The sequence below is a fragment of the Ktedonobacter racemifer DSM 44963 genome, assembly GCF_000178855.1.
Taxonomy (GTDB): Bacteria; Chloroflexota; Ktedonobacteria; order Ktedonobacterales; family Ktedonobacteraceae; genus Ktedonobacter; species Ktedonobacter racemifer.
In genome coordinates this window covers 1,038,202-1,060,279 of sequence record NZ_ADVG01000004.1, presented here as the reverse complement: position 1 = coordinate 1,060,279, position 22,078 = coordinate 1,038,202, and the positions used below count along the sequence as shown (strand labels likewise).

Annotated in this window: 18 protein-coding genes; 6 read left to right on the top strand and 12 right to left on the bottom strand. The window is 49.3% G+C overall.

The window, feature by feature from the left end:
- The first annotated feature begins 302 nt into the window (after positions 1-302).
- Positions 303-662, top strand: a complete 360-nt coding sequence (locus tag KRAC_RS46300; RefSeq protein WP_007919209.1) for a cupin domain-containing protein — start codon at positions 303-305, stop codon at positions 660-662.
- A 41-nt stretch (positions 663-703) separates the two neighbouring features.
- Here the strand turns inward: KRAC_RS46300 and KRAC_RS46295 are convergent, their stop codons facing one another.
- From KRAC_RS46295 to KRAC_RS46265, 7 genes are all read right to left on the bottom strand, one after another.
- Entirely contained in the window at positions 704-2,167 is a 1,464-nt protein-coding gene (locus KRAC_RS46295; protein ID WP_007919208.1) for a hypothetical protein, read from the bottom strand.
- 178 nt (positions 2,168-2,345) lie between these two features.
- Positions 2,346-3,827 carry a ribonuclease E domain-containing protein gene (locus KRAC_RS46290; protein WP_007919207.1) on the bottom strand — a complete coding sequence of 494 codons (1,482 nt, stop codon included), beginning with the start codon at positions 3,825-3,827 and terminating at the stop codon, positions 2,346-2,348.
- A gap of 2 nt (positions 3,828-3,829) precedes the next feature.
- Positions 3,830-5,716 carry a hypothetical protein gene (locus KRAC_RS46285; RefSeq protein ID WP_040447232.1) on the bottom strand — a complete coding sequence of 629 codons (1,887 nt, stop codon included), beginning with the start codon at positions 5,714-5,716 and terminating at the stop codon, positions 3,830-3,832.
- Between the two features lie 120 nt (positions 5,717-5,836).
- Positions 5,837-7,666, bottom strand: a complete 1,830-nt coding sequence (locus tag KRAC_RS46280) for a lipopolysaccharide biosynthesis protein (protein WP_157507922.1) — start codon at positions 7,664-7,666, stop codon at positions 5,837-5,839.
- Positions 7,667-7,741: 75 nt separating this feature from the next.
- Positions 7,742-8,812, bottom strand: coding sequence for a glycosyltransferase family 2 protein (locus KRAC_RS46275; RefSeq protein WP_211221451.1), 1,071 nt, complete (start codon positions 8,810-8,812; stop codon positions 7,742-7,744).
- A gap of 48 nt (positions 8,813-8,860) precedes the next feature.
- Positions 8,861-9,637: a glycosyltransferase family 2 protein gene (locus KRAC_RS46270; RefSeq protein WP_007919199.1), complete on the bottom strand. Its 777-nt coding sequence runs from the start codon at positions 9,635-9,637 to the stop codon at positions 8,861-8,863.
- Between the two features lie 243 nt (positions 9,638-9,880).
- Positions 9,881-11,008, bottom strand: a complete 1,128-nt coding sequence (locus tag KRAC_RS46265; protein ID WP_007919197.1) for a glycosyltransferase family 4 protein — start codon at positions 11,006-11,008, stop codon at positions 9,881-9,883.
- 344 nt (positions 11,009-11,352) lie between these two features.
- Between KRAC_RS46265 and KRAC_RS46260 the strand changes: the two genes are divergently transcribed.
- Positions 11,353-12,954, top strand: a complete 1,602-nt coding sequence (locus tag KRAC_RS46260) for a hypothetical protein (protein WP_007919195.1) — start codon at positions 11,353-11,355, stop codon at positions 12,952-12,954.
- A gap of 119 nt (positions 12,955-13,073) precedes the next feature.
- Here the strand turns inward: KRAC_RS46260 and KRAC_RS46255 are convergent, their stop codons facing one another.
- The 5 genes from KRAC_RS46255 to KRAC_RS46235 form a co-directional block, all read right to left on the bottom strand.
- Positions 13,074-13,970 carry a thioesterase domain-containing protein gene (locus KRAC_RS46255; RefSeq protein ID WP_007919193.1) on the bottom strand — a complete coding sequence of 299 codons (897 nt, stop codon included), beginning with the start codon at positions 13,968-13,970 and terminating at the stop codon, positions 13,074-13,076.
- 63 nt (positions 13,971-14,033) lie between these two features.
- Positions 14,034-16,583 (bottom strand): glycoside hydrolase family 2 protein, encoded by a 2,550-nt coding sequence (locus KRAC_RS46250; RefSeq protein WP_007919192.1) that lies wholly within the window; start codon positions 16,581-16,583, stop codon positions 14,034-14,036.
- Between the two features lie 18 nt (positions 16,584-16,601).
- On the bottom strand, positions 16,602-17,576 hold the full coding sequence (locus KRAC_RS46245) for a DUF1839 family protein (RefSeq protein ID WP_007919191.1): 975 nt from the start codon (positions 17,574-17,576) through the stop codon (positions 16,602-16,604).
- Entirely contained in the window at positions 17,573-18,490 is a 918-nt protein-coding gene (locus tag KRAC_RS46240) for an amino acid--[acyl-carrier-protein] ligase (RefSeq protein ID WP_007919190.1), read from the bottom strand. The genes KRAC_RS46245 and KRAC_RS46240 overlap by 4 nt, the downstream gene beginning before the upstream one ends.
- A gap of 17 nt (positions 18,491-18,507) precedes the next feature.
- Complete coding sequence (locus tag KRAC_RS46235) at positions 18,508-19,707, bottom strand: acyl-CoA dehydrogenase family protein (RefSeq protein WP_007919189.1); 1,200 nt, start codon at positions 19,705-19,707, stop codon at positions 18,508-18,510.
- A gap of 444 nt (positions 19,708-20,151) precedes the next feature.
- Between KRAC_RS46235 and KRAC_RS46230 the strand changes: the two genes are divergently transcribed.
- The 4 genes from KRAC_RS46230 to KRAC_RS74935 all read left to right on the top strand — a co-directional run bounded on the left by KRAC_RS46230 (position 20,152) and on the right by KRAC_RS74935 (position 21,919).
- On the top strand, positions 20,152-20,553 hold the full coding sequence (locus KRAC_RS46230; protein WP_007919186.1) for a holo-ACP synthase: 402 nt from the start codon (positions 20,152-20,154) through the stop codon (positions 20,551-20,553).
- Between the two features lie 73 nt (positions 20,554-20,626).
- Entirely contained in the window at positions 20,627-20,887 is a 261-nt protein-coding gene (locus KRAC_RS46225; RefSeq protein WP_007919184.1) for an acyl carrier protein, read from the top strand.
- 223 nt (positions 20,888-21,110) lie between these two features.
- On the top strand, positions 21,111-21,662 hold the full coding sequence (locus KRAC_RS74940; protein ID WP_211221449.1) for a hypothetical protein: 552 nt from the start codon (positions 21,111-21,113) through the stop codon (positions 21,660-21,662).
- The gene (locus KRAC_RS74935; protein ID WP_040447227.1) at positions 21,653-21,919 is read left to right on the top strand and encodes a hypothetical protein; all 267 of its coding nucleotides are present in this window, start codon (positions 21,653-21,655) and stop codon (positions 21,917-21,919) included. Before KRAC_RS74940 ends, KRAC_RS74935 begins: the two co-directional genes overlap by 10 nt.
- Positions 21,920-22,078: the final 159 nt, after the last annotated feature.

Genomic DNA, 22,078 nt, shown 5'->3' with positions numbered 1-22,078 from the left:
TTCATCTGACTGTCAACAATACATGAGCAGATGAGAGAATGTCTACGGCGTATTCCACCCAAGCCACCTCCAAAGGAACGCCGCATTCCTCCCCATGCCTGAAAGGGCAGGAGCATCCTGCGGCGTTTTGGGTGAAATAACTCACATATTTGTCTTTACAAGCAAGCAAGGCCAACTGAGAAGGTAGGGTATCGTGGTCGTCGCCGACGCGACGACCACGATACCCTACCTTCTCACGAAGCGCCACAGGCGCTGAGAAGTATCGTATAATCAATAAAAAAGCAAAGAGAGGAATAGCACCTATGTTACATAAAGTAGAGCACGGGAGCATCTTCCCACGTGAAGACGGGAAAATCATCGACGAGCATTTTGGTGCTTTACACAGCAAGCATGATGGATTTAGCCTGGCGCATATGTTGGCGCCCGCGGCCTGGCGTGAGCCAGCCCAGGTAGCGGACTTCGACGAAGTCGTCATCGTCGTGCGAGGTGTGCTCGCGATCGAGGCCGAGGGAGAGCACCTGGAGGTTGCGCCCGGCGAGACCTGCCTGATCGAGCGTGGTACACGCGTCACCTATAGTAACGCCAGCCAGGACCAGGAGTGTGAATACTGGTCGCTCTGCATGCCCGCCTTCCGCCCCGAGCGCACGAAAATGGATAGCTAGCAGAGAAATGAGGCACTTTAAGCTGTAGAAAGTGCCTCGCTTTACCGGTTGACCACAACGACCTGGAAAGATCGAAGCGGGACATGTTTGCCTTCCACATCAACCACGTGCGGCAACAATGATTTGTTGATCAGGAGCACGCTGCTTTTGGATGCGAGCGCGACAACGTCTTGTGATGTTGAGCTTGTCTTATAGAGAGGTGTTCCAGCGGGGAAATGTTCCTTGATGGCATTGGCGCTCCCATACCAGGGGCCCGGTGTTGCTGGGTTAGCGTACCACAGATCGTCATAACCCCATGCTAGCGCGACACTTACTCCCGAATTAATAAACTGGAGCAAGGTGTAGGTTTTGAGGGCGTTATTATAGTCTGGATTATTCTCTGTTGCGAAAGGGATCGCATACCATTCGGCCCACCAGATAGGGAGGGTCGTCGCCCCAGGATATGTATGGGGATCAAGCGAGCGAATCCACTGTACGACGTCAGCGAATTTCTCTGTGGCGGTAAAGGGGTCGGTAAGATTGGTCTGATCTTTATTAACATTGCCGCCATCAATGGTAAGGAAATCACCACCAAGCTTCTCAGCGAGCCATGTTGCGACGACATTAAGGCTTCTCCGGTCAAGTGCCCCATACTGATCTTTGACGTTTGAACGATCAGGGGCGTTGGTTGAGGCCCAGCTATCCATCACCACATAGGGGCCACCAACCTTCACTTGTGGAGGGTCTATGCCCTGTCCCTGAGCAACTTGTTTCAAGGTTGTGTAGACCTGGTTATACATGTAGGTATAGCCATGACGCGCGTTATCCCCTGTGGGATCTCCCTGTGACTTCCCGCCATCCCAATTATTGGTTATTGGATTGTAATAGCCTTTAAGCTCATTCCAGACCTGAAAATAGCGTACATTGTAGGGTGGCGCCATATAGCGTTCCGCGATTCTTTGTACAAGGTGTAACCAGTCAGACATATGGTTATCTAAGACGCGTGCATCATACGTAATGTCGGCGAAGTCATCATTTTTGGTAAGGCGTGTCGTTGAGCCATCGGCATTCAGGCGACCTTTCATCCACCATGGCGCCTCACACAGAGTAATCACGGGTGTAGTCCCGGTATCGAGCGCGATTTGCAGTTTCTTATCCAGTGTGCTCCAGTTTGTGGGTTCTGGCTGCGCTGGATCTGGCCAGGGATCATCCGCTCCCCAACCCATGATGTGAATGTTCGTGAAAGAGCTGCTCTGCGCTAATAAGTGCTTGATCTGTGAGGCCTGCTCAGAGGATTGTGGATAGATAAGGTTCGTGTCAACATCGCTCATGCCCAGGGTAAAGGCGCTAGTGTGCTGAGATGTTGTTGCGATATGCAGAGTCGTATCGGGTGGCATATCTGGTGTAGGGGCTAGAGAGGAGAAGGCCATCTGTTCATCAGAGGTAAAGAGGAGCAGAAAACTGCTTAAAGCTGCAAGCGCAACCCCCGAAACTTGCCTACGGTTATACTGCTTTTCCCTACTCATCTCGTGTTAACCTTCTAAAAAACTAAGTTTTCTGGCTACCTTTTCCTTCTAACCACATTATAATGTTTTCTGCATAAAAAATGTATAGCGATATGTTCCTGCCTTCTATGCTCTAAAATCCGTTTTAAGTTTGCTAGGCACGCAAGCAAAAAAGGAACCAATCAGAATTTGTTTGCAATCAAATGTTGTCTTGTTCTGAGACCTCTTGCTTTACAACTTCTTTAGTGAGACGCTTCTTTCTCAAAACATTTTTTGCCGCAGGGTCCTGAACTATAGCTTTATGAGGATTGGTGTGTGGAATTATTGTTCTGGTAGAAAGAGTTTTTTCTTTTTTCTGCGACTCCTTGGAAGGCTCTGGTTTTGCTGTAGTAATGACTGACTCTTTCTCTTCCTGGTCCTCTTGTTTTTTCTCTGAAGTTGAAGAATCGGCTGGTGGTTCTGCAATAATGGCTGGCTCTTTCTCCTCTTGCTCCATCTGTTCTTTCTTTGAGGCTAGAGTATCGGCTGGTGTTAGATCAGACTCAGGCACCTGTATCGATGTAACGTTGACAGTTTCTTTCTCCTCAATGGCCTGTTCTTCGTCAGAGGAAGAGGATGAAATACCTGGGACAGGAGCAATATCTTGTTCCTCGATGATATCTTCTAGTGTTTGTTCAGGTATCAGATCAGGCTCAGGTGCCTGTACCGATGGAATGTTGACAGTTTCTTTCTCCTCAATGGCTTGTTCTTCATCAGCAGAAGGGGATGAAATACCTGGGATAGGGGCAATGTCTTGTTCCTCAATGATATCTTCTAGCGTTGGTGAAGTGATAAGAGAGGTTTCTTGCTCCTCAATGGTTTGCTCTTCGTCAGTAGAAGAGGGTGAACTATCTGAGCTAAGGGCAATGTCTTGTTCCTCGATACTGTCTTTTTGTGTTATTGAGGAGATAAGAGAGGTTTCTTGCTCCTCAATGATGTCTTCTGCTTGGAGTGCGCTGATGTTTAGCTGTTGTGTTTCTTGTTCCCCTAAAGGTTGTTTATGAGTGATTGGCTTCGCTTGAGGTACAGGGGAATAAGCAATACTAATACTGGGAACATGCGCTGTTGCCTTCTCTTCAATTGCCCTGGTATCTTCCTGCTCTTCAATTGCCTTCTGATTAAGTTGGGTTTGATGAGGGCTTGTATCTTTGATGGCAGCCATAAAAATGGTATCGCGATCCACAATATCCTTTTGTTGAGGAGCCATGCGTGTAAGCCTGGGTAACTGCATGGTCTTAGCCTCGGTAAGGTTTAGAGTTGGCATGCGAATAGTGTTTTGAAGATCAATAAACTTGAGACGGTCGGAAAATGCTGGATGAAGCATTGCCAGTTGTATAATTGAGCAGCCAAGGCATAGAAGCAGCAAGGTTCCCATGATCCCCGAGGGAGACCAGTGTCCAGAATACATGAAAAGCCCAGCGATGATAGCCCCCAAAGAAAGGCTGATAGCAACGGCCAATGTCAATTCTGCAACAATGTAATTCAGTCTGAAAAAGCGGACTATTGCCATTCCTGGGCAGAAAAATAGGAAGCTAAATACAACAAATGGTTGAAGCGTTGTCCCTGGTAATGCAAAGGTAATGAGACCAGCGACAAGTGCTGCCAGGACGAGGCAAATTGGCCATAACCAGGATTGGCGCATAATTATTCTCCTTTGGCAGCGGAAACAAGCTGATAGATTTGTATATCGTTATTACGATACACCAGATTGAAATCGCCAGACAGTGCTACCGTGTTTTCAAAACTATCCAATTTACCTGCTGGCAGGCCTGACATCGCATTAAACCAGGTCTTTTGGCTGCGTGAAAATAGGATATATGCCTGGGAATGCGGTTGGCTCTGCATAAAGCGTATCACTGTATTAACAGTATTTGTGTCAACTGCATTGATGAGTGTATCATCATCGGCCAGGGTCACAAGTTGAAATTTCTCAAAGTCTTTGACTTGCCAGGGAGTACCCAGCCAGCCCGCGACAAAGAGTGAGTGGGGAGCAGCGATATCATAGAGATGAAAGACGCCATTCACCTCGTCATAGGTCTTGTAATCTGTATTCTCATTACCATAGCGTGTAAAGAGAAAACCACTAAGGAGCACAAACAAAAGCATCGCTATTAAGATCCCTTGAAGTTGAGGGAAATTTCTGATTGTCTTATTTGTTAACAACGCATTATTATTGAAGCGTCTACTTACACGTGCAAACCAGGAAATGTTCTTGAGATCTGCCAGTGAAGGCACATCAAAAAAGATAGAGGCCGCGAAGAAGGACATGCCAACTAGCATAAAAAGATAGCAGCGTAGCAACATTTCACCACCATATGGTTGTATGACAAGTAAAATAATTGGTACGATTGCTAAAATTGCGGCGTTCGCATCTTTATGCCCTTTTATCAAACGGAAGGTCCCTCCAAAGAGGGCCAGTAACCAGAGAAGGAAGGTCATAATAATACGCATGCGTGCTATGAAGGAATGTTCAGGATTACCGCTCAAACGGTTTGAGACGTTCGACGAGAATATGCCCATGATCTTTGTCAGCCCACCGAAAGCTTGATCCATGTGGCCTGCTAAATAGGGACGCGCCATAAAAATAAGCCAGGCAGCAATCATAGCTGCGAGTGCTAGAGGTAGCCACCAGACTTTGGGTGAACAGCGGCTGAAGAGCACTAGTGCGGTGACACTGGCTAGAATGAAGAAAGGCGTCAGCTGATGTCCAAAGACGCTAAAGCCAAACACAGTCAGCAGGCTAGCTAATAGCGCATAGCGTTGTAGAGGTAAGGTTGGAATAGAAGCGGTTGCGCTAGGAGCAGTAAGCCATGCATAAAATTGCGATACAAAGCGAATGCGTCCCAAGCGAGCAGGAAGTGCGGATATGCGTCTTTCAGGTGGAGATTTAAACCAGGTAACCAGGATTGCGATAATGACCAGGTAGAGAAAAAGATTGAGACCTTGTGGTGAGAAATAATCTTGCCCAATCCAGTTGCTGATAGCGAATATCCACATGGACAACCATACCAGGCGTTTGTTGGAGGTAAACGTGGTAAAGATCATATAAAGGGGACCCATGTAGATGATGTTGTAGAAAAGTGGTGCCCAGTTAGCGTAGGCCAGAACGCTCTGATAACCCGCGATCCGGGTAACGAAAGCACTAAAGACGAAGAAACCGGGCCAGCTAAAATAGGCATCGAGACTTGGGTCAACTGTTCCCGTACGCATAATGTATTCTGTATAGCCATTATGGCGGTAAACAATATCAAAACGTGGCTCCTGCTCAATAAAGATATGGATAGTAAAAAGCATAAATAGCAGGAGAGCGAAATGAAGCAATATAATTGGTGTACGAAGCTTTGGTCTTTGTAGCGTTAAGGTGAAACTGACCATCATTAGTGCCAGACCAATGAAAAGAGAAGGCGGCATGATAGAAACGAGTCCCAGGTCATTCATCTTACGGACATCCATGGCACTCAAGGAAAAATACCAGAGCAGAAATGCTCCGATTGGAAGGAGGATGCATACCAGCTCTAAGAATGCTGCCATGTTTCCTCTCTCTTGTGATTGCTCTATGCTTAGCGCTTTATTCATTGCTCTCTGTTTCTCGTTCTTGCTTTAGGCGGTTTTTTTAGTCGCAATGGTGGCTACGAACTTCGCTACTATGACCTATGGCCCTAATATTTTTTCCCTGGAAGTTTGCTCTTTCTGTGGAGGCCCAGGATACGACTCAATTGTCGGAGGGGTGTTAGGGCTGGTTGCATTTCCTATTTTTGACCAGGAGTCATGCCTCGCTTGAACTACAGGATCGTTTTGGGGTGTAGCAACAGTTTCTTCCCCGTGGAGGCTCACACCCCGCATCTGAAGTGTTGGCGCATCCGCGATGGAAGTATCGATGTTTCGTTCTAGTTTTGGCGTCTTCGGTATGTTGCGGGCTGGTATCCCTGAAGACCTTGAAGCTGTCTTGATGCGCTTCAGTTTGACTGTTGGTTGCTCATCACTGGAAATCCTTTGCAACTGGACCGTCGGGGCATCAGTCAGGACTAGGCTTTTAATAAAGTCGGTAGAGCTGCTCAAGCTCATAACTACATTTAATCTCTGCGTTGGAGTCTCAATCACTGTGCCCCAATCATCTATAAATGTTCCTGGACGAATAGCTTGCATAATCATTGTATCTGTATCAGCGATACTACTGATGGTATTGGCATCAGGATCGACGCCGAGCATTGTTCTGATGACGAGGCGAGACATGAAAAGAGCTTCAACCCCCAGAGCTATAACCCAAGCCAGGCAGAAGCCTGATAGGCCGCCAAGTTTGGCTCCAATGGCAGCTAGTACCAATTCCATCACACTACCCAGGATTATGGGAAGCATCGCGCTGGTAATCTCATCTTTAATTCGACGAATAGCGATGAAGTGATCTTTAATGATGAGCGGGAATGCGCCAATGCAAAGGAGGCGCAATGGCCAGGCTGCCTGAGTGGCATAGCTTGGACCAAAAAAGCGTAATACAGGCTCAGCAGCAACTGCAACAATAATGCAAGCAATTAAGCCGATAAGCGATGCCAGGAGAACTGTTAATTTCGTCTTTTGTGATAAGGTATTAGCTTGGGCGGCATTGGTGGCATGAAGAACTGTGGTCAGCGAGAGCGAGATGGAAAATACGAAATTGGCCATCATAGATGCCACATAAAACCAGGCATTCATAGAAGCTGAAAGCAGGATGGTGACCATCAAGGGCAAGACTTGTACGGGTGCGGAAAGAATAAGATTGAGGATATGATGTTGAATTGCAGATGCTCCCAGGTTGCGTAGCAGTGTCCGACTTGGCAGTATACTATGAAGTCGTTTGCGCATTTTCCATAGAGCCAGAATGAAGAGGGGAATGAGTGAGATAATGTTGCCCAGCGTCCAGGTGGCGTAAATGGACATACCAATGGTATCTGAGAACCAGGTACCTAACAGATAAAGGGCCACAAGTTTGGCTGCCGAGAAAATAGCATTGCGCCAGAATTGTAGCCCTCCTTTCAGCAATCCAATTACTGCCTGATCAACGAGAACGGTAATCGACGTGATGCAGATGCTGATAGCGAATGCGGCTATATTTGTTCCATTCGCCCCCAACGGATTGAGTTCTCGTGAAAGTAAGGGTGCTAGCATTGCAAAGATGGCGCCTGCAATAAGACTAATGCCTCCTACAATCAGGAGCGCAGTACTAATAAGAGATCCCTCTTTGCCTTTATTGCGTGGTAGTTCAGTGATAATAAGAGTTGTTAAGCCAAACATGCAGAATGCAGAGAGCAACATCATGGCAGAGGTAGCAGCGGAAGCCAGGCCGACAGCTTGAGGCTTAAATAAGCGAGCTGCCACCCACCAGTAGGCAAAGCCAAGACCTGAAGTGACAACCATGGTGCCAATCAGTGACCCTGTATTAAAAAGAAGAGTACTATTCCTCTTGATCCAGCCAAAAAGAGACGTTATCACAAAATATAACTCCACGCATGAGCACTTATTTTTGCTTGACCTGTGTTTATACTTTAACGCTAGTTTTGCTCTATTGCGTAAATATAGGTACTAAGGTATAGTATCAGGCTCATCGATTGAGGAAGCCAAAAGCGCATTGGCTGTTTTGGGTTGGAACCGAGTTGTAGGCTTACTCTCATTTCTTTGAGAGAAAAAGCGACCTACCAGGTAGCCAAAAGTAGTAACGGCCAGGCCAATGATTATGGCACAAACGCGCTCCAGATGGCCTAACCTTTTTTTTCTCAGTGCCAAGCCTAAATTGCGCATTACACCTTGAGGGAGTGTGCGCAGTGTATAGACACTTTCGGATGAGAGGGTGTCTTTGGCGCCTACAAAACGGGCCACAAAGGCTTTAGAAATACCTTCAGCATAACAGCGGGCCCAGAAATAGTACCAGTTGGCACGTGAGGTTGGTACACGGTGGTAGACATTGGCATGTGGTTCGTAGAGAAAAAAGCGTTCGGGCCAATGCTGACGCGCACGTATACAAAATTCTGTCTCCTCACAACCTACAGGCCGTGTTCCGATGCGTCCTATGCCGCTACGAAAGCCGCCGATTGTTTCGAAGACCTCTCGCCGTATGCACATGTTGGCCCCGATTGGGTTGCGCACAGGTGCCGTTTCCAGTGGGAGGCCGCGATAGGTACAACCAACAACCCAGTAAAATTCCTCGGGAAACCAGGCGGGCTCTTGAGCCATCCATTGAGGCGTTACAGCTCCACCTACTCCCATAACATATGAACTGCTCAGAGCCTCTTCTAAGGACTGCAACCAGGATTGGCTTGCAATAGCATCGTCATCAAGGAAGGCGATATAATCCCCTTGAGCGATACTTACACCTGTATTGCGTGCGCCTGAAAGGCCACGCTCCTCCTGGTTTTCCAGTACTCGTACACCCTGTAGATGTTTTTGGGCAAGCGTAAGCAGAGTTGGATTATGATCGACCACAACTATTATTTCATGCGGAGGCTGTGTTTGTTGTTGGACAGACGCCACAGCTTCTTGTAAATCGTTCCAACGCTCTTGGGTATAAGCGCAGATAATTACTGAAGCATGTGTTGTGGTTTTGGGTGAGTACTCTACTCGCTGGTCACCGTGCATGGATGATGTGCTGAATACCATTTCTGTCTTTCTTACCAACTATCAAAAGTGCCTAATAATAAATTGTTGCTATATGCCAATTCCCTCTGTAGTTGGGATCTCGATCTCAGTGTGTTGAATATGTCGCCTGGGCGAGCGTTTTGTCAACCCAGATTGTTTGTTTCGAGAAAGAAACTCTTTCAGAATTGTTTTAAGAACACGCCAGCCGTCAGGGAAAGTACGCAAATTACTTTCGCCATGGATACGCTGATGTTCGATGCTTGGGACTTCCACAATGCGATAGTGCGCTTTGTGCATACGCAGGCAAAGTTGTGCCTCAATCTCAAAACCTGTACAGTCTAATTCGACGCTCTCCAGGCAATAACGCCAAAACGCATTATAACCGTAACATAGATCACTAAAGCGACGGCCGTAAAGAATATTCGTGAATTGACATAATCCAAAGTTGCCTATAGCACGTAACCAGGTGAGATCATGACTACCCCCACCTTTAAGGAATCGCGAACCTTTGGCAAAGTCATAATCATTCATTAGTGCCTCGACGAAGAGTGTAATTTCAGCTGGATGGGCTGATCCATCTGCGTCGAGCATGACAATAATATCACCAGTGCAGGCTGCGAAACCTGCACGCATCGCATCTCCTTTGCCACGACCTTGTTGAGTCAAGATACGAATATCTGGACGCAGTTCACGAGCAACTGCGATAGTGTTGTCAGTAGAATGTCCATCGACAAGAACAACTTCGGTGACGATGGTTGGTATCTCTGGAAGGATATGAGGCAGATTAAGAGCTTCATTGCGTGTTGGAATTACTACACTGACACTTGGATATGTATGTACTTCCATTTGCACTTTCCTATGAAATATTTAAATATTCAAACAAAATAACGTAATGCTTTTAAGTATTCTTTTCCCTATAGAACGTAAGCTTTGCGGGAATAAGAGTTAGATCATAAAACCTATACCTGACAAAAAGGTTGGTTATTTTTTAACATTCCTAACTCCCATTGACGATAGTTATCCCTAACCACATGTTTCATTACCTTTAACCTCTTTTGCTGTCAAGCACAGCTAGATCAGCTCATTTGGTTAGCTGGTAGCTTGTTGATAAATTGTAAAGAGTTTGTCAGCACATTCATCCCATGTTGGCAATGAGAAGTTTACTGGAAGAATGGGATGATGTATCTGCTTGAGCACGGCTTGCGCAATTTGTTCACTATCACTTTTAAGCGGGATCGCACATACAAGCCGTTGCTCAGCAAACTCATGAAGGGCAGAGGTGTCGGTAACAAGTACGGGACGGCGGAGTGCCAGTGCTTCCATAACGACTATACCCTGTGATTCATACTCACTGAGCAAGGTAACAACTGAGGCCTGTGAGAGCAATTGCATCATAGTTTGCCGCTCATGTGGAGGGATGGAGCGAATTTCCACGTGATCCGCCACACCATATTTCTGAGCTAGTTCGCGCAAGGCTGTTTCATAAGGTCCACTACCCAAAATCAGGACGTGAGCATCAGGACAGCGCTCACGAATAAAAGGAAGTGCGGCAATAAGTTTGTGATGTCCTTTATACCGTTCTAGCCGACCAACCGAAACAATCAAAGAGCCTGTAGAAGGCGGAGGAGTAAGTAGCTCTGGATCGTGGCTAAGTGGAATAAACCCATTGGGAGCAAGCGAAAATTGATCTTCTGGCAGGTGGAGCGTGTCTCGAAAGTATTCTTTTTCAAAGCGAGACACGGCAATCAGTCTGGATGCGCCAGCTAGCAATGGACGTAGACTATGCCACTGGACGCTTCGTAGCATATTACGTATGTGCGATGTATGCCCACCAGTGTGGAAGGTAACAACGTAAGGAATATGCATTTGTTTAGCGGCAAGCATTGCCAGAATCGGCACAAAGGTATGGCTACCCTGACAATGAACGAGATCCCAGTTGCTTTTTTTTATATAAGAACGTATTTCGGAGGTGTAGTAGTAGTCACGCTGTGCTGGCCAGGCACGTACACGTATTACACGCATTCCTTCAACGGTTTCCTCGTGTGGCAAGCGATCATAATCATCGGGGTTGGCAATTGTAGTCAAAATCGTAACATGAATGCCGCGCTCGGCAAGACGTGGACCAACCTCGTGAACATGAGTCTCTGTTCCCCCTACATATGGAAAATATCGAGGAGTGACCATTAGAACTTTTAACGGATGTGCTACATTTTTCATAGATGTATCTCAAAATGTTTTTTTGCTGCTAATTGGTAGAATATATCCCTGGCTATCACTTGAAAGAACCAGAAGCAAAAGGTCTGATAGGTGTCTGAGTTATACAATAGCGAACATGATGAAAAGTATACATGGGCCAGTTTGAATGCGCAAATTCACTGTGCGCTATAGGTGAAACTGGCTACCTCTAGCCCAGGAGTGTTACACATGCCTATTTAAAGGCGTACATATATAAGTTAGTGTCATGCATTGGTGTAATTCAATTCACTGGCGTGGACACTTCAAGTGGCTAGAGAGGACTTGCATCCTCAACGATAGAGGCCACAGTATACAGCGGGGTTTTTATGAACACTCAAAACAAGCGTATTCCAGGCTTTCTTGCGTGCTTGCCCTTATTTTTCGTGCTTTTTGTTTCTTGCTCTTCAATTCCATCGCAAGTTCAGTTTCCAGCCTCTAACGCATCTCCAGATGCTAAAAATAGTAATCCTTCTAGCGTTCCCTGCAAAAAAGATGGGATGAGCGAAGGGGAGGAGAGCAATGCAATAGTAGTAACTATCGATCCTTCCTGTCAGATTGGTGAAAGTCATTTTACCACTGGCATAACCCAAACAGATAACTCGCTTCTTTCCTCATGGGGATCCAATGATCTTGAGGCTGTTAATCAGGCGAAGGCCCTTGCCAAGGGCAATATAGCATTTCAGAATACTCATATTATGGGATGGGGTTTGCCCGATCCATGGCCTAATCCTTCTGATCCTGAGCCAACCAATTGGAGCCTACTTGATCAGCGTTTGCAGACCATGGTAGAAACTGGCAGTACACCTGTTCTTACCCTTTGTGAGGCTCCCTGGTGGATGAAAGGGAGAAATGTGGGACGAAAGCCAGCTCAGACGCTTACCGCAGCGGATGAATGGTCTACCATCGCATATGAGTCGCGTATCCTCGATAATAAGATGGGTTCCTGGTTACACCTTGTCCAGCGAGTTGCGGAACGCTATATGGTTCCACCATATAATGTCCGGTATTTCCAGGTCTGGAATGAGATGAAAGGTTATTATGATCCCGCGATTAATAACTTTGATTATACGACCAGTTCTGGGAACCCTAATGGTTCGTATGCCAATCATGGTTATACCTACATGTATAATCAGGTGTATAATACGCTGTTGCAGGTTGCGAAGGCGCATGGAATAGATCCTAAGACCATCAACATAGGCGGTCCATATATCTTTATGGATACCTGGTCCACACCTAAGCATGCAAGTGATCCCTCCCGATTCTCCAAGGTTTATGGAACCATCGATCAGCGCTCACTCGATGTTATTCAATATTGGCTTCAGCATAAGGATGGCGCTGGCTTTATTACAATAGATGGTTCTGTTGAGAATCGTGATACAGGTTTGCTAGCGACAGATCCATTTACGGCTGGCGGTGTCTTTGCTGATCTCGTTACCTGGATACGTTCACTTGACCCTACGCTTTATCCAGGCTCCACTACCTTGCCAATCTGGATGGCTGAATGGTTCGCCGCACCACGTCAATATCTTTCTGGCGGTCCTGCTGATGCAGCGTTCGACAACGCTGTAAAGGCTAGTACGACGATGAAATTCATTAAAGCAGGTGGTTCAGTTGCCTTGAGTTGGGGTGCTTCAGGTGATGGGTCTACCGATCTTGGTCTTTGGACGAGTCCCTCGTATCCAGGTGGAGGGCAGGCTCACCCCTGGTTCTACACCCTTAAGAGCCTCAAAAATGATTTTGGATCTGGCGAAAAACTTTACAGCGCCGATATTACAGGTTCCAGTGGCGTCGAAGCTTTGGCTACGCAAAGTCATGTCATGCTGGTGAATAAGTCCACTACAACGCTCGTGGTATGGATCAATGGCAGTATAAAAGTCTCTCTTGCGCCACATGAGGTAAAGGTTGTGTCCTACGAGGGAAAGGAATAGTTGTTGTTTGCGCCAAAAATTGCTGGAATAGCATTGGAAGCAGCAAGAGAGTTAATAGCACTATCTAAAGTGGGGTCGGCAATTGTAGCATATATCTTATAATTGTCGACCCTTTTTTGTTAGGGAGTTGAGAGCTGAGATTCCAAGATGGATGCCTTTTCTTCTTGACTCTGCACTACGAAGGTTTTTAGGTGTTCGGCAAGCAAGCTCACATGGTCTGTAACGCATGCTAAATGGGCACCTGGAATAATGACGAGAGGAGCATTTTGTTCAAATGCCTGCCACTTAGCCCTGTTATGCAGATCCTCCTCGACCCAAATAAACTTAGCAGGTTGCGGATCAAAATGTGGTTTGTAATTGCAGGCGAGCCAGGTGAAAACGCCAATATAGTCGTTATAGAGGGCTTCTAAGGGAGGGAATAGTGCTTCAAGCCGTGGTTCAAGCTTCAATAATTGCGAGAAGCCAACAAGATGCTTGTTGTTGGGTGGAAGGAGCTTGCGGTATATGTGTCTTAACACGTGTCGCAGTTGTATAAAGACATCGCGTTGGCGTGTTGAGGTCAGGCCAACGAGAGGACCAAAGGTACGTAACATAGTGTGAATTGTTTTGGGAACAGAAGAAAGCGTAGAAGGAGTAATAAGGACAAGGAGTTTTACCTCTTCGCCTTGTACCTGTAGTTGGCGTGCGACCTCGCCGGCTACGAGTGCACCATTGCAGTAGCCACCCAATAGATAAGGGCCTTCAGGCTGAAGCACTTTTAAGGCTTGGAGATGTGCAGTGGCCATCTCCTCGAAAGTTAGAGGTTTCTGAGGGCCATTGAAGTTATACGGATCAAGCGCATAGAAGGGATACTCGCGGCCCAGGGAACGTGCCAGGGTGTAGCAATAAAATGGTCCTCCTGTCCAGTCACCATGAAACATAATAAATGGTTGCTGGTTTTTTCCCACTTGAATAATATGAATGGGGACTTGCAGATTCTCTTGCGAGAGCTCTGAATGTTGTATTCTTTTCTCCATACGAACACTTTCTCACTAGGATTCGATATTTTCTAAAGCAATAAACTATACATAACTCGCTATTTAACCAGAAGCTGTACCTTTGTATATGTTTATATTTATATCATTCATACTATTGAGTGCTGAGAGCGATCCCCATAGGGATGACTTTTTTCCCATCGGTACCAGCCGGACTATTTTCTCACTTCCGGGACGCATGTGGAAGTAGTTCTCTTCTGGTAGGTACTGGTTTGCTCGTATAGCGACGGATTGGGCGAATTGCTCGGTCTTTATGTGCAGTTCGTAAGAGCCATCTTCCAGAGGGCGAGCGTGGGCTTGTAGACCGACTGACTGCTCGCGGGTGTTGGGCAGGCCCTGGTGGGGGAAGTAGAAGGCTTCTCCAAGTACCTGGCCTGTCTCCTGGGCGCTTAGGGTGGCAACCACGAGATCCTGTCCCGGTGGACCAAAGCGGAAGGCGTAGGTCAGGTCCAGGAAATGCCCGAAGAGCTTCTCAGCGTGCAGTTCTTGCGCACTACATGCAGGCAGCAGGATTTCAGCGTTTGCTGTCTCCAGGAGTGTGCCTGGCAGGCGATAGCGTGTGAGCTGTACCACGGCAGGAATGTTGTATTCAGTGTCGTTGACGAGGTGCAGACTCAGCCCACTCAAGCCCTCGTCCGTGAAGAAGCAGGTGGTGGGAGCCAGTATGCGACGCAGGTAGTAGTAGGGCGCCTTGGGATAGCCCGTGGAGTCTACTACGCCCCAGCCTGCTCCTGGCCAGAGGTCGCGATAGAACCAGATCAGCCCCCCCTGACAGGAGGAGCGCTGGCGCCTCCATTCAGCGAAGACGGAGGCCATGACCTCACCTGTGGTGACGCGCCCCAGCGCCAGGTAGCGCTGCATGTCCGCGTAGCGCAGTTTCATAGGCTCAACGCGGAAGAGCTTCTCCAGGTAGTAGTCGCGGATATCGTCGAAGTCCCAGCCGGGACCATTGTCTCGTGGCACACGCGCCTTCCACCTGGGATGATGGACGGGCGACTGATTGGGCTTTAAGAACAGGTCAAGCGTCTGGTCTTCAGGGATATTGGCGAAGGAGAGACACTCGGTGGCGAAGCGTACCCCGCTCTGGCGTGCATCCTCCAGCGGCCGCAGGTAGGCTCCTACACCTTGATAGTTTGAGGTCCCCGCATTGACCTGAAACGGGAGCGCGCCACCATTTGGCGTTGATGACCAGTAGGGGGCATCTGTATAGCTCTGGCAGAGTTCTGGCAGGAGCTGGTCGAAGAAGGCGTTGCTCCAGCGCTCCTCGGGCAGGCCTAGCATGGCGACCTGTTGCGCGATCTCGCTGTTGCCGCATAAGAGTACGAGGGATGCATGCCGTTGCAGGCGTTGTAGCACCTGCTTGCACTCAGCCTGCACGTTGGCGAGGAAGTCCTCCTGCGTGACTGGATACTCCATGTTGGCGAACATAAAATCCTGCCAGACCAGGATGCCCAGCTCGTCGCAGAGGGTATAGAAGGCCTCGTCCTCATAGACCATCGTGCCACCGACGCGGATCATGTTCATTCCGGCATTTTTAATGGTCAGCAGCGCCTCGCGATACTCCTGTGGGGACGCTGTGAGGGTCACCATGTTGAGAGGCGTCCAGCAGGCACCGCGACAAAAGATGGTTGCACCATTGACGTGGAGGCTGAAACCTTCTTGTGCAGTACAGAGTTCAAGCGTGCGGAAGGCCAGCGAACCGCAATCTATCTCCACCACTGTGTCTGGATAATAAAGCTGAATACTGGCGGGATAGCGTGGCTGCTGCCCATGGGTATGTGGCCACCATAGGGCGACATCGTTGAGCCGGGCCTCGCCTGTCAGGGCAAAGGTGGATGGCGTATCGGTCTGCACCTGTAAGGCTACAGTGGTCTCGCCAAGCCGCAGCGTGACGCGGCTTGGTACATCTCCATCCAGGCTCCTGGCCCGGAGGTCAAGGCTCACTACACCCGTATTTTCTTGCACCTTCGGGCGGATGTGCAGGTGTTCTATGACGAGGGTCGAGCGCTCCACCAGGGAGATTGGTCGCCAGGGACCAACCGCCTGAACGGGAGGCGACCAGCCAGGAATTTTACCCAGCAGCGTCGTGCGAAACCAGCGTAGCTGTTGCTGCTCAACCAGGTTGGTACGCCAGCGTGGACGTGGGCGCTTTTGTGCCAGCAGAGCCGCGAGGGAGTGGAAATGGAGATGGAGTTCGTTTCGCTCAGTGAGGAGCGGCGTCACGTCGACCTCATAGGCCCGGAACATGTTCTCGGCCTGGAGTATGAGCTTGCCATTCAGCCAGACATCTGCGACCGTCGCCAGACCTTCGAACGCGAGAGTGTAATGTTTTCCCTCCATGCTGGCGGGCGCCGCGAAGGTGCAGCGATACCACCAGTCATGCTCGTCGGCGTTCGGAGGTGCGTTGAAGTCCCAGGGCTGATGGCGTTGTAGCGCCTGCATGACCGTGCCGGGTACCGAGGCCGCAAGCCAGCGCGTGGTCTCTGATGCCAATTGCTCCGGGTTTTGGTAGCTGCCTGGAGCAACTGAGATGAGTTCCCAGCCATCATGCAGCGAGATCTGCCGATGCGTAGACGCCTGATAAGTGGGATGCATAGCCTTGCCTCTTTCTTCCTATGCCAGATTGGCGAGAATATGCTGCATGGCTTGATCCCAGTGCATCGCCATCTCCTCAAAGTAGGGGAGATGGTCCAGGGGTTTCTTGTTTCTGACCACGCGCGCGGCCCTCAGCAGGAAGACCTGAGTGCCGCTGGAGATAGCCTCCAGGTGTGCCGCAGCCTCTTTGAAATGGGCGCCCTGGTAGTCTGCCAGCCATTGAAGGAAGAGACTGGCATAGGCATAACAGGCGCCATACTGTCGCAGGGTCGCAAAGGCATATTGGTGATAGGCTTGCAGGTCAGGGAGCGCTGCCAGATGCGCCTGGAAGTGCTGGCTATAGGTCGTGAAGGGATTGGCTGATGGGATACGTCGACTATAGCCGCGTAATAGCTCAAGCGCTAACATGGACAATTCTTGATCCGCGTGGCGCTGTAAACGGTCAAATTTGGCAAACTCGACGTAGGGAGGGAGAACCACCGTCCTACCCACCTGTGCATCTGGATGAAAGATGCCATCGAAATCCTCGCCTTGCAAGCTATAATAGCCGCTGTTGTGGAAGTAATGGAGTTCACGCACCTCAGGATCAATAGATTGAACGCCAATCGTGGTCTTCTCATGCATGCGATGATAATTTGTATCGCTCACATCTGGCAGATAGAAGGCATCGACCTCTACAAGTGCCAGGCGATCTCGGCTTGCCTGCTCACAGATCTGCGGCAAAAGCGCGTTCCAGATATTCAATTCCTGGACATCGATGCCATAGAGTAAGAAGAGATCATGAATGGGGAACTTGAAAAACGTCCACTGATCTCCCTCAAAATCGATGGAGAGCGTAAAGGCGAAGCAGGCCAGGGGATTGACATGCAGAGTATGCAAAATTTCAATCCATAGATCTACATAGCAATTGGACTGTGGCCAGTGATTGGTGCTGCTATGGAGCCAGTGCGGCGTATAGTTCTCAACATCGATACTCGTCACAAGATGTTTCATATGGCCAACCTTTTTCGCACTTCAACGGGCCATTCAGCGGTATCCAGCCCATGCTTGCGGAAGAGGGCCAGGGCGATGCGTTCAAGGCCAAAGCCGATGCACGAGGTATGCGCGATCTCGCCGCTAGCGGTATAAATGCCAAACTTGCTCGCGAAGTGGTCCTGGTGATAATTGCAGGAGGAGATGGCGGTCAGATGCTCGCTTGAATTGATGGGTGAGAGAAGCTCGAATTTTAGCTGTTGCTCCTGCTGGCTGGCTGCGAGCAGGCGTCCGCCGGGACCGAAGAAGGGATCATTGGCGGGTGCGACTACTGGCTCCAGGCCCAGTGAACGCAGGAACGCGTCGCCTCGTTTAATCCACTCGCCATGCCACTGCTCAACCGTGTGGGCGTCCGCGATGCGAATGAACTCGTGCTGGCGGAAGGACTGCATGCGGGCGGGATCGGGCGAAGGCTCGTGGCGGAAGCAGAAGCAGCAGACGTCAACCAGGCGTCCATCTTCCGGAAGCGTGCCTGCGAGGGTAGGATAGACTGGATAGCAGGCGGCTGGGATCAAGACATCCTGCGTTGAGGGGAGGGATTGGCTCCAGTCCTGGCCCTCTTCCATCGCGTTCAGCAACTGTTGATGCTCGCGATGCTTGCCAGTGAAGGAGTGAACCGAGCCCAGCAACTGAGGGAAAGACTTCATATAGCCTGTCTGTTCAACGGTTACCCGGTTCATGACGGGTGGGAAGCGCATAATATCCGCGCTCATCTCGCGCCCGATATCGGTCAGTAGCTCGTCAATACGGCAAATAACATTCTCCATCACGCCGCTTTTGCCATAGATGCCCTGCACGCCAGAAGGAATAAGCAGGCCATGGGCAATTAACTGGTCAAGAAACGTGCTTTCGTGGGCTGAAAACTCTTGCGCCATCTTCTTCTATCTACTTTCTATGCTTCTTCTTTATGAACGAGCAGTAGGGCAGCATTGGTGGTATTGAGGCGATCATTGCTGATCATAAGGCTGGCGGAGTAGGCATCGCGCAAGTGGCGCCCAATGCTAAAGGGGGAGTCTTCTTTATAGCCGGCCATGCCGCAAATATAGAGAGCCTGTTGCACCACCTGTATCACAAGTTGTGAGGCAAGAGTTTTGACGTTGTTCTGTCGGATGCTATAGCCCATGTCGGAGGCTTTCTCCGCCGCGTGCTCGGGATCGCGCAGGATATCTTCGTACTCCTGTACCGCGGTAGCGAGCGTAGAGCGCATCAATTGCAGGTTACTATTGGCCTCAACCAGTCGCCCATCGCCTGGCAGGGAGGTGGTTCTGAGCTGGCGAGCTTTGGATTGCATAAACTTGCGTGCACGCGCAAAGGCATCGATGGCGATACCTTGCCAGCAGGCAGCCCACAGCAGGTGCGAGAAGGGAACCATCGTCAGGGGAGCAATATCCGCGAAAGATGTGCTCAAAACCTGTTCCGCAGGGAAGGTAGAGGTGATATTAAAGCCCGGGCTACAGGTGCCGCGCATGCCAAATGTGTTCCAGGTTCCAGTCTGCTCTAGCTGGGTCGTGGGGCGGGTGAGTAGTACAAAGACCTGGTCGCCAGGAGCCGCTTCAGGTGAGCGGCGGGCCGTTACCAGGTAGCCATCCGCATATAAGCCATAGGAGACCGTGGTGGCTTTTTTGAAGAGACGGCAGCCTTCTCCATCCTGCTCGACCGCGGCAACACTGCTGCGAATATCACCGCCCACGCCTACCTCGGAGGTGGCTGATGCCAGGAGAAGCTGGTGCTCGGCGATCTCGCGTAGATACTGCTGAAAGAAGGGGGAGTTTTGTTCATGGTGGACCAGGCAGGCTACTTGAATCTGATGCATAGCCCAGATCATTGCCGTTGAGGCACAGTATTGCGAGAGGGTTTGGGCGATTGCAATCAAGTCGCTAAAACTACATTCGTCACCGCCATATTGGCGAGGAATATAGAGCGAGAGGAGACGTGCCTGGCGTAGCGCGTCTATAGCTTCGTGAGGAAAACGCGCCTCGCCATCCACACTGGCCGCTGCCGGTTGAGCGATTGTTTTGCCGATAAGACGTACTTTTTGGATCAGGTCATCTCGATTTGAAATAACCTCGGCAACAGAATGAATAGTTTCCATTAAAGAGGTAAGTCTCCTTTGTTGTGCTTAGGAAGCATAAAGACATGGATATTGTAGTTTGAGTAAACGCAAAGAGCGGAATAAAATGGGATATATAGATCTAGAATAGGAATTTTTATTTATCAATACATGGCTCCTTAAGGGAGCCCTGTAGCTGTGCACTGTTTTTGAGACTAATGGATACCAATGCTGTAAGACATATGCCGTACTTTATCTATCGCACTATAATATAGCCCATCTGTTTCGTCAACAGAGAAAAATCGCCAGCAAGGGCTTCAGAGGCTGCACTGTACCACTATGGCAAGGCAATGTCCTTTTACCCTTTGGTCCCACCCGGTATATTCGATCTCGAGAAAAGAGAAAAGATTGACATGTACAATTGAAGACTTTTATAATGGGCAATATTCGAAGAAGTCGTCATAGCGATCGAAAAATAGCAAATATATGCATGCATCACCATATCGGGTGGGTATAGATCTCGTACCTGTAAAACATATCCAAGAATCTATTGAACGCTTTGGCAAAATCTACCTAAACCGTCTGTTTACTGAAGAAGAACAGGCCTATTGTTGCAGCCATACCAGTTCTCAAGCGGTTGCTCAGAGCTTCGCCGTGCGCTTCGCGGCGAAGGAGGCAACGGTGAAGATCCTGCGCCCTGAACCTTTTTGGGGCGGTTGGCGTGAGATCGAAGTCAGACGCGCTCCGGATGGAGCCTGCGATATTGTTCTCCATCGTACAGCTGCTGAACTGGCGGAGCAACGGGGAATTTATGCTCTTTCTCTCAGTATGAGCCATGAAATAGAGTATGCTACAGCTATCGTGATTGCCGACCTTGTATCCAGCTAAACGTTGGATGCTCCTGTATATATATCGTTTTTATCTTTCTTTATTTCTCTCATAGAAGGGACTTAGAACAAAAATGAATGAACGTATTCGAACTATCTTACGTGAGAATGCGCGTTTACCAATCAATGTAGACACGCTGAGCGACGATGCGAATCTCTATGATGCCGGACTCTCTTCTCATGCAAGCGTGAATGTCATGCTCGCCCTGGAAGATGAATTTGAAGTAGAGTTTCCCGCTCGCTTTCTCAATCGTGCCTCTTTCTCCAGCATCGCTAATATTCAGCATGCACTCAGTGAACTGGTCGGCGATTCCAGCTTAGTTGGTAACGATTAGTGTATCTTAAACGTTTGGTGTGAGTTAGAAAAGGCTTGAAAAAGAAGAGTTCCAGGCCGTACAGTGAGCTTACCAAACCAATTCGTAAGAAAAGGAACTCGCTGATGATGGACCTGGAGACCTTCATAACAACACTGTACGTCATGGTCGATAATTTTGCCAGTCGAAGCCGGGAACAGAGAAGCCCAGACCTGGCCCCCAAACGTCCTTGAGCCGAAGTGAGGTGATCACCCTGGCTTTGTTTGGGCAATGGGTGCAATTTCCCAGCGAACGCGCCTTTTACCGTTACGCGGAGTATCACTTGCGCAAGGCGTTTCCCCAGTTGCCCAATCGCAGCCAATTCAATCGGCTGCAACGAAGCTATCGCGACGAGATCACGGCCTTTGCCCTGTTTGTGGTGCAGTTGTTGCGAGCACAAGACACGGCGTATGAAGTACTCGATAGCACCGCTGCTCCCACGCGTGATGCCAAACGCCGTGGCCTGGGCTGGCTGGCTGGTCAGGCGGATATTGGTTGGAGTAATCGCGTTGGTTGGTACGAAGGCTTCCATTTGCTGCTCAGCGTGACAGAGCAGGGAGTGATCACCGGCTTTGGGTTTGGCAGCGCGAGTACGCATGATCAGCATCTGGCAATGACATTGTTTGCTGCACGACATACCCTTTCGCCCCAGTTGCCGAGCGCTGGCCGGCCTGCTCGCGGATCGTATGTCGCGGATAAAGGGTTCGCGGAGAGCGGCCCAGGTGCACCTTCCAAGAGCGCTATCAGGTGGATCTGATTACTCCACCGCATCAGAGCAGCAAGCAGCACTGGCCCAAAGCCTTGCGCCGTTGGCTTGCTCATCTGCGGCAAATTATTGAGACGGTCAATGACAAGCTCTTGAACACCTTCCGCTTGGCGCGCGAACGGCCCCATGATCTGACTGGTTTTCAAGCTTGTTTGGCTGCGAAAGTAGCCTTGCACAATTTTTGTATCTGGTTCAACTTGCAACGCGATGAGGCTCCTTTAGCGTTTGCTGAGCTACTTGCATGGTGAACAACCTATCGGAATTCACACCAAACGTTTAAGAATAGAGCGCTGGCGGATGCCAATGCTCTATTCTCATATTCTTTACAGAGAACGCGGCGAGAAAGCCCCGGTCATTGATGCCGGGGATGAATCGCTGCCTCTGCTGGATGAGAGGAAAGAGAGCAG

What these genes read in the sequence shown, in the direction of transcription:
- KRAC_RS46300 (WP_007919209.1), top strand. Translation starts at nt 303, where the DNA reads ATGTTACATAAAGTAGAGCACGGGAGCATCTTCCCACGTGAAGACGGG.
- KRAC_RS46295 (WP_007919208.1), bottom strand. Translation starts at nt 2,167, where the DNA reads ATGAGTAGGGAAAAGCAGTATAACCGTAGGCAAGTTTCGGGGGTTGCG.
- KRAC_RS46290 (WP_007919207.1), bottom strand. Translation starts at nt 3,827, where the DNA reads ATGCGCCAATCCTGGTTATGGCCAATTTGCCTCGTCCTGGCAGCACTT.
- KRAC_RS46285 (WP_040447232.1), bottom strand. Translation starts at nt 5,716, where the DNA reads ATGGCAGCATTCTTAGAGCTGGTATGCATCCTCCTTCCAATCGGAGCA.
- KRAC_RS46275 (WP_211221451.1), bottom strand. Translation starts at nt 8,812, where the DNA reads ATGGTATTCAGCACATCATCCATGCACGGTGACCAGCGAGTAGAGTAC.
- KRAC_RS46270 (WP_007919199.1), bottom strand. Translation starts at nt 9,637, where the DNA reads ATGGAAGTACATACATATCCAAGTGTCAGTGTAGTAATTCCAACACGC.
- KRAC_RS46265 (WP_007919197.1), bottom strand. Translation starts at nt 11,008, where the DNA reads ATGAAAAATGTAGCACATCCGTTAAAAGTTCTAATGGTCACTCCTCGA.
- KRAC_RS46260 (WP_007919195.1), top strand. Translation starts at nt 11,353, where the DNA reads ATGAACACTCAAAACAAGCGTATTCCAGGCTTTCTTGCGTGCTTGCCC.
- KRAC_RS46255 (WP_007919193.1), bottom strand. Translation starts at nt 13,970, where the DNA reads ATGGAGAAAAGAATACAACATTCAGAGCTCTCGCAAGAGAATCTGCAA.
- KRAC_RS46250 (WP_007919192.1), bottom strand. Translation starts at nt 16,583, where the DNA reads ATGCATCCCACTTATCAGGCGTCTACGCATCGGCAGATCTCGCTGCAT.
- KRAC_RS46245 (WP_007919191.1), bottom strand. Translation starts at nt 17,576, where the DNA reads ATGAAACATCTTGTGACGAGTATCGATGTTGAGAACTATACGCCGCAC.
- KRAC_RS46240 (WP_007919190.1), bottom strand. Translation starts at nt 18,490, where the DNA reads ATGGCGCAAGAGTTTTCAGCCCACGAAAGCACGTTTCTTGACCAGTTA.
- KRAC_RS46235 (WP_007919189.1), bottom strand. Translation starts at nt 19,707, where the DNA reads ATGGAAACTATTCATTCTGTTGCCGAGGTTATTTCAAATCGAGATGAC.
- KRAC_RS46230 (WP_007919186.1), top strand. Translation starts at nt 20,152, where the DNA reads ATGCATGCATCACCATATCGGGTGGGTATAGATCTCGTACCTGTAAAA.
- KRAC_RS46225 (WP_007919184.1), top strand. Translation starts at nt 20,627, where the DNA reads ATGAATGAACGTATTCGAACTATCTTACGTGAGAATGCGCGTTTACCA.